This window comes from Desulfosporosinus burensis (genome assembly GCF_054657535.1).
In genome coordinates, this window is the sequence record NZ_BAAHYN010000020.1 from 66,735 (window position 1) to 77,339 (window position 10,605).

Annotated in this window: 10 protein-coding genes; 9 read left to right on the top strand and 1 reads right to left on the bottom strand. The window is 42.8% G+C overall.

Annotation, left to right across the window (positions count from 1 at the left end; all coding sequences use genetic code 11):
• Positions 1–570: 570 nt before the first annotated feature.
• The 6 genes from ACYQ3Q_RS25645 to pepF all read left to right on the top strand — a co-directional run bounded on the left by ACYQ3Q_RS25645 (position 571) and on the right by pepF (position 8,013).
• Positions 571–1,632 (top strand): BMP family lipoprotein, encoded by a 1,062-nt coding sequence (locus tag ACYQ3Q_RS25645; RefSeq protein WP_459931253.1) that lies wholly within the window; start codon positions 571–573, stop codon positions 1,630–1,632.
• Positions 1,633–1,712: 80 nt separating this feature from the next.
• Positions 1,713–3,245, top strand: a complete 1,533-nt coding sequence (locus tag ACYQ3Q_RS25650) for an ABC transporter ATP-binding protein (protein WP_459931254.1) — start codon at positions 1,713–1,715, stop codon at positions 3,243–3,245.
• On the top strand, positions 3,229–4,290 hold the full coding sequence (locus tag ACYQ3Q_RS25655; RefSeq protein ID WP_459931255.1) for an ABC transporter permease: 1,062 nt from the start codon (positions 3,229–3,231) through the stop codon (positions 4,288–4,290). The genes ACYQ3Q_RS25650 and ACYQ3Q_RS25655 overlap by 17 nt, the downstream gene beginning before the upstream one ends.
• A gap of 4 nt (positions 4,291–4,294) precedes the next feature.
• A complete protein-coding gene (locus ACYQ3Q_RS25660) occupies positions 4,295–5,221 on the top strand; it encodes an ABC transporter permease (protein ID WP_459931256.1) in 927 nt (308 codons plus the stop codon).
• Positions 5,222–5,298: 77 nt separating this feature from the next.
• Positions 5,299–6,030 (top strand): GntR family transcriptional regulator, encoded by a 732-nt coding sequence (locus ACYQ3Q_RS25665; protein WP_459931257.1) that lies wholly within the window; start codon positions 5,299–5,301, stop codon positions 6,028–6,030.
• Between the two features lie 180 nt (positions 6,031–6,210).
• A complete protein-coding gene (gene pepF / locus ACYQ3Q_RS25670) occupies positions 6,211–8,013 on the top strand; it encodes an oligoendopeptidase F (RefSeq protein ID WP_459931258.1) in 1,803 nt (600 codons plus the stop codon).
• A gap of 110 nt (positions 8,014–8,123) precedes the next feature.
• Here pepF and ACYQ3Q_RS25675 read toward each other — a convergent pair whose 3' ends face one another.
• Entirely contained in the window at positions 8,124–8,885 is a 762-nt protein-coding gene (locus tag ACYQ3Q_RS25675) for a tetratricopeptide repeat protein (protein WP_459931259.1), read from the bottom strand.
• A 271-nt stretch (positions 8,886–9,156) separates the two neighbouring features.
• Between ACYQ3Q_RS25675 and ACYQ3Q_RS25680 the strand changes: the two genes are divergently transcribed.
• The 3 genes from ACYQ3Q_RS25680 to ACYQ3Q_RS25690 all read left to right on the top strand — a co-directional run bounded on the left by ACYQ3Q_RS25680 (position 9,157) and on the right by ACYQ3Q_RS25690 (position 10,479).
• Positions 9,157–9,786, top strand: coding sequence for an HD domain-containing protein (locus ACYQ3Q_RS25680; RefSeq protein ID WP_459931260.1), 630 nt, complete (start codon positions 9,157–9,159; stop codon positions 9,784–9,786).
• A gap of 29 nt (positions 9,787–9,815) precedes the next feature.
• Complete coding sequence (locus ACYQ3Q_RS25685; protein ID WP_459931261.1) at positions 9,816–10,055, top strand: hypothetical protein; 240 nt, start codon at positions 9,816–9,818, stop codon at positions 10,053–10,055.
• Positions 10,056–10,152: 97 nt separating this feature from the next.
• On the top strand, positions 10,153–10,479 hold the full coding sequence (locus ACYQ3Q_RS25690) for a HesB/IscA family protein (protein WP_459931262.1): 327 nt from the start codon (positions 10,153–10,155) through the stop codon (positions 10,477–10,479).
• Positions 10,480–10,605: the final 126 nt, after the last annotated feature.

Here is a 10,605-nt window from a genome sequence, read left to right on the forward strand (position 1 = left end):
CCGATTAGGGACGATTCAGAATCTCTTGTAGTCAAATCATTCAGAGCATGCTGCGCCTGAGCATTGGCATGAATAGAGAATTATTTTATTAAATATTTTTATACTATAATAATACAGATAGGAGTTCTCGGCAAGTTTATCCATAATCAATACCAATCTAGAGAACGTTCTCTTCACCAGCTAGATCTTCTGTACAAAACTTGTTAATGAACGATACAAATACTTGCGAAGGGAACTTGGATCATGTAAAATTGTAAATGGAAGGTTGGGGAACCTTCCAAGGGGATAGTGGACAAGGTGGAGCAGGCAGTGGAACGTACGCTGCCTGTTTCGCTTTGTGTACAAATAGTTTGTAGACATCCCAAATTTTCAACATACTCTTAGGATGCTAGCCATATGCTACATAATATGGTGGATAAATATATCTCTTGACCCTAGTCTGAATACTTGCTAAACTTAACACAGTTAAGCTGTTCGAGGTCCTACAACCTAAGAGGGGAGGGTGAACAGAGTTCCAAGTTAATCAACTATTGCACGAGAATAAAGAAGAAAAAAAGTGGAGGGGAATTTATGAGAAAATCTAGGTTTATTGGATTTTTAGCACTAATACTTATTTTGGCAGTTTCCTTGGTCGGATGCACCAATAAGGCAGCTGCTCCAACAGCCGAAGCTCCTAAAGCAGCAGAGGCTCCAGCTAAAATTGAGTTTAAAGTGGGCTTAGTTACGGATGTGGGTGGACTAAACGATCACAGTTTTAATTTTCTGGCCAACAAAGGTCTAGAGCAAGCGGAAAAGGAACTAGGTATTAAAAAGGCTGTCGTTGAGTCTAAACAAATGACTGATTACGAAACTAATCTTAGTCGTTTTGCCCAAGATAAGTATAACTTAGTTATTGCGGTTGGTTTTTTGATGCATGATGCAGTGTTGAAGGTTTCCAAGGATTATCCGGATACTAAATTTATGATTATTGACTCATCCATTACTGATCGCCCCAATGTTGCTTCCGCAATGTTTAAAACTGAACAGTGTGGTTACTTGGTCGGTGTAATGGCTGGCTTACTGGAGAAAACTCCCGGAATCCCGAATGCTTTAGGTAAAAACACGGTGGGTCTTGTCGGTGGAATGGCGATTCCTCCCGTTAACGATTACATTGCTGGCTTTATTCAAGGAGCTAAGAGCGTAAACCCAGAGATCAAGATTAACTTAAAATACACAAATAAGTTTGATGATCCAGCTCTTGGTAAACAAACGGCGCTTTCTCAAATCGCTGGTGGTGCGGATATTGTTTTCCATATTGCCGGTGGAACTGGAACAGGCGTAATCGATGCAGCCAAACAAAAGAATGTCTATGCTATCGGAGTAGATGCGGATCAAAACTACTTAGCACCAGAAAATGTGCTGACCAGTGCCTTAAAGGGTATGGATGTGGCCACCTTTGATATCATTAAAAGCGTTAAGGATAATAAGTTCAAAAGCGGAGACGTATTTTTTGATTTAAGTAATAACGGAGTAGGGTTTGCAACCCCAATCAAGGTAGTGCCTAAAGACGTTGTAGATAAGGTTAACGAGGCAGCAAAGCAAATTAAAGACGGAAAAATTAACGTTACTAGCGTAATGCCAGCAGGTTACTAAATCATTAGCTCGTTGAACGTAATGAAAAGTGGATTGCTTCATAATCATTATGGGCAATCCATTTCTTAATGGAGGGGACTATGCGTACCAGTCTAGAAGTTAAAGAAATCACGAAATCGTTTCCAGGAGTTCTCGCCAACGATCATGTGAATCTTACTGTACGCGAAGGAGAAATACATGCAATTCTAGGGGAGAATGGTGCTGGTAAATCCACGCTTGTAAAAATCATCTATGGACTTTATAAACCAGATTCGGGAAGTATTCGGCTTAATGATCAGGAGCTCAACTTTGCAAGTCCCCGCCAGGCCATAGAAGCTGGAATTGGAATGGTGCATCAGCACTTCATGCTAATCCCGGCTTTAACTGTCGCAGAAAACGTTGTCCTCGGTAGGGAACCGGGTAGAATTCATTATCGACGCCAGGAAAATGTAGAGATTGTTCGCCAACTTGCCAAGCAGTATCATATGGATATTGATCCTAATGCAAAAGTAGGGGATCTAACCGTTGGACTTCAACAGCGAGTTGAAATTTTAAAAGTCTTCTATCGTAATGCTAAGTTACTTATTTTAGATGAGCCCACCGCTATGCTTACTCCCCAAGAGGTTGAAGAATTAATTCTAGTTATGGAACGTCTTCGCTCCCAGGGCATTCCAATCATTTTCATTAGCCATAAGCTTGACGAAGTGAAGCGGATTTCAGATCGCGTCACCGTTATGCGAGCGGGAAAGACTGTCAATACCGTCGAAACGAAGTCAACGACTCCTCAGGAACTTGCCAATTTGATGGTTGGTCGTGAAGTTGTGCTTCAGGTCTCCAAATCCCCTCAGAGGCTTGGTGGACCAGTTTTAGAACTCGAAGACATCGTAGTATCCTCTGGTCGTAATGAGAAAGTCAAAAAGGTAAGCATTAAAATTCACCGTGGAGAAATCTTTGGTTTGGCAGGGATCGATGGGAATGGACAATTCGAACTTGTGGAAGCAATTACTGGGTTATTGCCCTGTAAAAGTGGGCAGATCCGTCTCTTAGGAAAGGACATTACTTCCACTTCTGTACAACACAGAACCAATGCAGGGATTGCTTATATTCCGCAAGATCGTCAATTAGATGGCCTCGTGATGGATTTCGAAGTAACTGAAAACTTTGTCCTGCGAGACTTCTATAAACCCCCCTTTGCCCGACGCGGTCAGATGCAAACCAAACCCATTGAGGATTATGCGAGGCGCTTATCAGAAGCTTTTGATGTAAGGCCGCGACAAATTCATGCTCAAGTCCAAAATTTATCCGGTGGCAACCAACAAAAGGTGATTTTAGCTCGTGAGGTTTCCCGTAACCCCGAATTACTGATAGCTGCCCAACCAACCAGAGGGTTAGATGTGGGTGCGATACAGTTTATTCATAACAAACTCTTAGAGTTGCGGACTGAAGGCAAAGCAATACTCCTAGTCTCTTTGGAATTAGATGAGATTATGTCCTTGTCAGACCGGATTGGGGTATTCCATGCTGGTCGACTGATGGGGATCCTTCCAGGCGGACAGGTAACCCGCGAACAGCTTGGTTTACTTATGACGGGTGTAGATTCTGGAATGGGGGTAGACTATGAAAAACATAATTGAAAAATTGGTTACCCCGTTTGTAGCGATTATTATAGCAATCCTGATCGGTGCATGTGTCATGCTTATCACAGGCCATAATCCACTGACAGCTTATGGAGCGCTCTTTTCAGGAGCGTTTGGCTCAACCGTAAACTTATCGAACACCTTGGCCAATGCTATTCCCTTAATTCTCTCGGGCTTAGGAGTCGCCGTCGCTTTCAAGGCAGGTTTGTTTAACATCGGAGCAGAAGGTCAGTACTGGATCGGAAGTATGGCAGCAGTCTGGATTGGCTATACTGTGCACGGTCTTCCTCCGATCTTACATATTTCATTATCGATTCTTGTGGGGATGTTAGCAGCAGGACTTTGGGCTGGCATAATTCCCGGGCTAGCAAAGGCCTTTGTGGGCGCTCATGAAGTCATTACTACGATGATGATGAGTTACATTGCTATCTTTCTCAGTCACTACATGCTTGAGAACGGCCCCATGATGCAGCCGGGCTTTGTACCTCAATCCCCGGTTATTCTTCCCTCTGCGACGCTAGGTAAGCTCATTGAGCGTACGCAACTATCATGGGGGTTAGTGATTGCTTTAGTAGCGTGTGTGATTGTTTATTGGTTGCTCTATAAGACGACCTTGGGCTATCGATTAAGGGCCGTAGGCTTAAATGCACGGGCGGCAAAGTATGCCGGCATAAATGTATCGTTTCATTTGGTCTTAGCGTTATTTATCAGCGGAATGTTAGCAGGTTTAGCGGGAGCAGTTCAAATGCTTGGTGTTCAACATCGTCTCTATGATAGCTTCTCTTCAGGATATGGCTTTACGGCCATTGTGGTAGCCATACTCGCTAATAATAATCCCTTTGCTGTAATCCTCACTTCAATTTTCTTTGCCGCTTTATCGACGGGTGGGCAATCCATGCAATTGGTTTCAGGAGTACCTGCACATTTGACCGATGTCATTTCTGGAATCATCATATTCTTAATTGCCACTAAGAATATTGTGCAAATGGTACAAAAACGCTGGCGCAGACGTCAAACTCTAGCGCCTGTCAAGGAGGCTTAAGGATATGCTTTGGGAAGCATTAGCTAGACCTGATTTATGGGCAGCAACGCTCGCTATGGCTACCCCCATAGCTCTCCCCGCGTTAGGGGGGACCTTTTCTGAACGGAGTGGCGTTGTAAACATTGCTATGGAAGGGATAATGTTGATCGGTGCCTTCTTCGGCGTGTTGTTTTCGTATTATACACATAGCGCATGGCTAGGTATGCTGGGAGCTTTATTTATGGGTGCACTTATCTCAGCGATTTTTGCCTATGTGACGGTAAATCTCGGAGCAGATCAAGTCATTGTGGGGATGAGTATCAATATATTTGCGGCTGGGCTGACTGCATTCCTCTTGAATACTATTTTTGGATACGGTGGAACCCCTCGGGAAACACCCGCTCTCCCCAACATAACCATTCCGGGAATTAGTGATATTCCTTTTATTGGGCCAATCATAGGTTCGCAAAATATCGTTGTCTTCTTAATGCTATTTCTTGTTTTTGCGTCACACTATTTTTTATTCCATACAAATTTAGGTCTAAGGATAAGAGCAGTAGGCGAAAATCCTCAAGCTGCTGATACGGCTGGATTAAATGTTCGAAACCTGCGTTATTTAGGTGTTATGATTGGTGGCATGCTCTCAAGCTTGGGTGGAGTCTACCTTGCTTTAGGACTATTAAATAGTTTTGAAGTCAATATGAGTGGCGGAAGGGGCTACATTGCCATGGCAGCCATGATATTTGGCAAGTGGACGCCTATCGGATCGTTGGGAGCTGCGCTATTGTTTGGGTTTGCCACAGCTTTGAGTATGATATTACAAGGTGGGGGCGTTTCTTCAAATATTATCCACATGCTTCCTTATGCACTAACGATATTGGCCTTGACCGGTTTAGTTGGTAGAAGTACAGCTCCCGCGGCGGATGGCATTCCGTATAATCCCAATAAATAATTCTGTTGTGGGATTTCGACCTCGTGTATTAAGTCCTATCCTAGGAAATTATTTAGCAAATGAGGAGGGTGAACATCATGGGCCGAATTCATCAGAGTGGAAAATCCCTCTCCGATCTTGTCCGCTTGGAACTCTTAGACGAAATTCGTCGAGGAAAATATCTGATCGACAGTCGTCTCCCTAATGAAGAAAATCTTGCCAAGGAACTAGGGGTCAGTCGCAACACTCTTCGTGAAGCGTTACGGCTCTTAGAAGCTAATGGTATTGTCGAGAAAAAGCAAGGGTTGGGTACTTATGTACGTGGGGAATCAACTCCCAAGGTGAAACCTGGTCTGGAAGTGCTTTTTAGGGTGACAGATGCCATATTAGAGCTTGGAATGGTCCCTGGAACAAGCGAGATTGAACTGACATGTTCTTTTGCAGATGCTAGGGTTGCTCAGAAACTGGGGGTAAGCGAAGGTACTCCTGTAAATCAGTCGCGAAGAGTCCGGACTGCGGACGGCGTACCTGCCGTGTATTGTATTGACATGTTTCCCCCAAGTATTGGAGAACTAGATGTTGAAAGGCTTAAGTCATCGATTTTCACGTATTTAGAAGAAGTTAAGGAAATTCGCATAGCCTATGCTTCAACTGACATTCGGCCGATTGTAGCGGGGAAAGAATTAGCGGTGAAATTATCTGTTTCTGCGGCAAGTCCCTTGTTTCTATTGGATGAGGTACACTTTGATAAATCTAATAACCCAATTTTCTATTCGCGTTTGTTTTTTCGTTCAGATTTTTTTGTATTCCATGTCGTTCGATCTAGATAAAGAAAAAATACTCAGGTAGAGTTTTAACTCTATCTGAAGTAAGGCAGATCTTATCTTGAGTAGAGAACCTGTAAAGGGGTTCTTTTTTCTTGAGCAGAATGTCAGCAAGATTCAGAGAAATGGTAATTATTGAGCTGTGTGTATATAATAAGGGAGATTAGATTCTAAGGGGGTAAAACAATGGGACAACAAAAGCTGAAAACGAGATCTGAAATTCCTGAGGCTACGAAGTGGCATTTGGAAGATGTTTTTTCCGATAATGATCAATGGGAGGTAGAATTTGCCCAGATCGAAAAGCTCTTAGGAGCTGGGAGTAAATTTGAAGGACATTTAGCCGATAATGCTGACACTTTAATCGGGTGTTTTGGGTGGATGGATGATCTAAGTATGCGGATGGGAGAGGTTTATGCCTATGCCCGGATGAGGAGAGATGAGGACAATCGAGATGCAAACTATCAAGCTCTGACGGACCGTGCTGGAGCCCTAGCCGTAAAGGTCAGTAGTGCAGCATCTTACGTTGTCCCCGAATTATTAGCTATGCCGGAAGGAAGACTGGAAGAATTCCGGACTACTTCCTCCAAAATGGGAATCTATGAGCATGCCCTCGATGATATTTTGCGCAAGAAAAAGCATATTCTCAGTTCAACGGAAGAAAAATTGTTAGCAGAAGTTAGTGAACTAGCGGAGGCACCAGGGGCAATCTTTTCCATGGCCAATAATGCCGACCTTAAGTTCCCTAGTATTATTGATGAATCCGGAAAATCTGTGGAATTAACTAAAGGGAATTTTATACAATTCATGGAGAGTCATGACCAGCGTGTTCGTAAAGATGCTTTTGAGACTCTTTATCACACTTATGAGAAGCAAAGAAATACCTGGGCGGCAACTTTAAATTCAAGTGTAAAATCCGACATTTTCTTTGCTAAAGCACGGCATTATCCTTCTGCTTTGGAGGGATCGCTTGATGATGACCGTGTGCCATTGCAGGTCTATGATTCCCTAATCGAAACAGTTCATGAATTTTTACCCCATTTGCATCGTTATATCCAACTGCGCAAGAGGGCTTTAAAACTTGATGAAATACATATGTACGATATCTATGTCCCTATCGTTCCCGAAACAACAATGACAATTACTTATGAAGAAGCTAAAAATATGGTCATTGAAGGTCTAAGACCCTTAGGACAGGACTATATCAATATTCTGCAGGAAGGGTTCTCCAAGAGTTGGATTGATGTTTATGAAAATGAAGGAAAGACGAGTGGCGCTTATTCCTGGGGGACATATCGCTCGCATCCGTATGTCTTGCTAAATCATCAGGATACTTTGAACTCAATGTTTACGCTAGCTCATGAGATGGGGCATTCCTTGCACACCTATTTTTCCAATCGCCATCAACCCCACCTTTATGCCGGCTACAAAATATTTGTAGCAGAAGTCGCCTCAACTTTGAATGAATCATTGATTATGGAGCACCTTCTCCAAACTACAAAGGACGCTAAGGTATTGGCGTATCTGATTAACCATTATCTTGAGCAATTTCGGGGGACAATTTTCAGGCAAACTATGTTTGCTGAATTTGAGAGGAAGATTCACTCTGTAGTAGAAGACGGTGGCGCCTTGACGGCAGATACCCTCTCCAAAATCTATCTTGAACTAAATGCAGTTTATTACGGATCTGAACTGGTCCTAGATCCGGAAATTGCTCTAGAATGGGCTCGTATCCCACATTTCTATAATGCATTTTATGTGTATAAATATGCGACAGGTTTCTCAGCTGCAACAGCCTTTGCTCGCGCGATTCTTGATGAAGGAGAATCTGCAGTTCAGCGTTACTTAGAGTTCCTAAGTGGTGGAAGCTCGGATTATCCAATTGAATTGTTGAGAAAAGCAGGGGTAGATATGGAAACTCCAGTTCCAGTACGAAATGCGCTTCAGGTTTTTGCAGGGCTCGTCGAACGCTTAGAGAAACTTATAGTGTGATCAATTCCGAGACACCCACTTCTATAAGTGGGTGTGCTCCACATTCTGCTTCGGTGGGGGTAAAGTCCCCCACCGAAGTCTCGATGTTCAGCTTTAGCTGAACGAGTTCACTAGGGCTTGACAAGGGCTTGGAAACGAGGATCATCACGAACGGGGAGGAAGTCATGTTCGTCTCGCGCTACTTCCTTGACATCTGAGTCGAGGTTGATCGCTGGTTCTAGGTACTCTAGGACTTTATCAATCTTACCTTGACGTCCGTATACGCTGGCGATGCCATAATAACTCCAGGTATCCCGATTGTCGAGCTCTAAAGCCTTCTGATAAGACGAGATCGACAGGTCCCAACGTCCAGCCAGTTCATATGCCAATCCTTGGTTGAAATGAGCATAAACAAATGATGGATTGAGATCAAGGGCTTGCTGAATGAGGGCTAGCCCTTGATCATACTTTCCTTGAAAGGCGAGGGTCGCACCTTTAGCATTTAGAGCTTCATAACATAGGGCGTCGATGGCTAAGGCCTGACTAAATAGCTGGAGGGCTTCGGGAAATTGACGTTGATAATAGAGCTTGAGCCCTTGGTCATACTTTGTGAGTGCTTGAGAATCTGAGCTATGGATAGGCTTAACCTTAGAAGGCTCGGCAAGCGGAGTTGTTGGAACCGGAGTAGAGGGAACTGTGTCTTTTTCCGGCGTAGCTGATAAAGAGGAAGCCAGGTCTGGATTTTCGTCGACTACCTTAACTTGATCTTTGGGAACAGTAAGGCTGGAGGACTGGTATTTGGGGAAACTATAGAAAATAATTATCGCCGAGATAATTAAAAAGCAACCTGAAACTATAATAATCTTAATTTGATTTCGTTTAATCTCAAGCATCTCCTTTTTGTGATCAATTTAGAAATAAGCAAGTAAGCCACGATATAAATGACATTAATTGTAACTAATCAAAAGGATTTCTGTGTTCATTATAACATTCAAAGCCTGATTAATAAGATTGTTTAACCGAATAACGCGTAAAAAATAGTTTGAATAATTTGGATACATTATCCAAGAATGTAAAACTTGACAAGATGAGAAATTGGGAAGTAAGATGAACTCAAGATTAAACGTAGGGTGTATATTATGACTCTCCTATGGAGGTGAGATTATGGATAAGATCGCAACTAAAGATCCCTTACACCAGATTATTCTCGTGGCAAAGGGTTTTTACGCTCGAAAAGACCGTGCTCATGATTTAGAGCATGCTTTGAGAGTTAGGGAGTGGGGTAACAAATTAGCACAAGAAGAAGGAGCAGACAGTACGATCATAGAACTTGCTGCGCTCCTCCATGATATTGGGCGTTCTGGAGCAGTTGAAAAAACCCATTCAGAAAGTAGTGCTGGGCTGGCAGTTAATATTTTGCAAAAGAACGGCTATCCAGAGGAAGTTGTTTGGAGAGTTAAGGAAGCGATTATCTCCCATTCTCGCGAGGCGGGGCACGTGCCAACTTCGCTCGAAGCAAAAATACTGTACGATGCAGACAAATTAGATTTCGTAGGTGCTATTGGATTAGGGCGTTTGTTTACTTTAGGCGGGGTAAACGGTTGGCCATTAGTCGGGGAGAATTCCTGTGAAACATTTTATCAAGAAAGAATTCAGGGCTATAAAGAACATCTATTCACGAAGTCAGCGATTAAATATTTTGAGCCATTATTGCTATACATGGAGGGATTTTGGCAAGAGTTGCATGCCGAACGACTCATTATATCACTTTCTGGATATGCTAAATCTGTGTAAAGGCTTATTCGGAAAGGATGAATCAAACAATGCGTTGGCTTTGGCGTCTATTAATGCTTTTTATGTTCCTAGTACTCGTTCGGACACTCTTCGTTCCCCAACCAAAGGCTTTTATTGCCTTGCCAGAAGGGCAAAACTGGGGACAAAAAATACAGGGGGAAATGAGACAGTGGCAAAAATTATCTCAGGATCTTCCTGCAAGTATTGAAGTAGAGATGCGTCGTCTATGGAACGATTTTCAACCGAATGGAGAAGGCGAAGAAGTATAATAGGTCAATATAACGATGTATTTCTTGAAATCACCTTGAAAAAAGCTGAAAGTATGGTATATTAGTTTTTAAAGGTGCAAAAAGGAGTGAAAATTGAATGGTAGGAATAACTGAAATAGCAGCTGAAAAAGTCAAAGAAGTACTTAAGAATCAAAATAAAGAAAATGCTTTTTTACGTCTCTATCTTGCAGGAGTTGGCTGAGGTGGGCCGAATTTCGGCATGACTCTGGAAGAGTCAAAGACAGAAGAAGATATCCTTGACGTGCAATATGGCGTATCAATGATAACCGATAAAAAACTCACCACTTACCTAGAGGGAGCAACCGTTGACTTTGTGGAATCGAAACACGGTGGTGGATTCGAAATTCGTACTCAAAAATCCGGTGGCGGCTGTGGAGATACATGTGGTGGAAGCTGTTCATAAGTACTTTGGAAAGAGAGCTCAAAACGAGCTCTCTTTTTTAACGTATCAGAAAGTATAAGTTTTGAGGGTACCCCTTTACTTGCGAATTTGGTATGATGAAGTCATGGAAAATAACATTTTGAGGCA

What these genes read in the sequence shown, in the direction of transcription:
- ACYQ3Q_RS25645 (WP_459931253.1), top strand. Translation starts at nt 571, where the DNA reads ATGAGAAAATCTAGGTTTATTGGATTTTTAGCACTAATACTTATTTTG.
- ACYQ3Q_RS25650 (WP_459931254.1), top strand. Translation starts at nt 1,713, where the DNA reads ATGCGTACCAGTCTAGAAGTTAAAGAAATCACGAAATCGTTTCCAGGA.
- ACYQ3Q_RS25655 (WP_459931255.1), top strand. Translation starts at nt 3,229, where the DNA reads ATGAAAAACATAATTGAAAAATTGGTTACCCCGTTTGTAGCGATTATT.
- ACYQ3Q_RS25660 (WP_459931256.1), top strand. Translation starts at nt 4,295, where the DNA reads ATGCTTTGGGAAGCATTAGCTAGACCTGATTTATGGGCAGCAACGCTC.
- ACYQ3Q_RS25665 (WP_459931257.1), top strand. Translation starts at nt 5,299, where the DNA reads ATGGGCCGAATTCATCAGAGTGGAAAATCCCTCTCCGATCTTGTCCGC.
- pepF (WP_459931258.1), top strand. Translation starts at nt 6,211, where the DNA reads ATGGGACAACAAAAGCTGAAAACGAGATCTGAAATTCCTGAGGCTACG.
- ACYQ3Q_RS25675 (WP_459931259.1), bottom strand. Translation starts at nt 8,885, where the DNA reads ATGCTTGAGATTAAACGAAATCAAATTAAGATTATTATAGTTTCAGGT.
- ACYQ3Q_RS25680 (WP_459931260.1), top strand. Translation starts at nt 9,157, where the DNA reads ATGGATAAGATCGCAACTAAAGATCCCTTACACCAGATTATTCTCGTG.
- ACYQ3Q_RS25685 (WP_459931261.1), top strand. Translation starts at nt 9,816, where the DNA reads ATGCGTTGGCTTTGGCGTCTATTAATGCTTTTTATGTTCCTAGTACTC.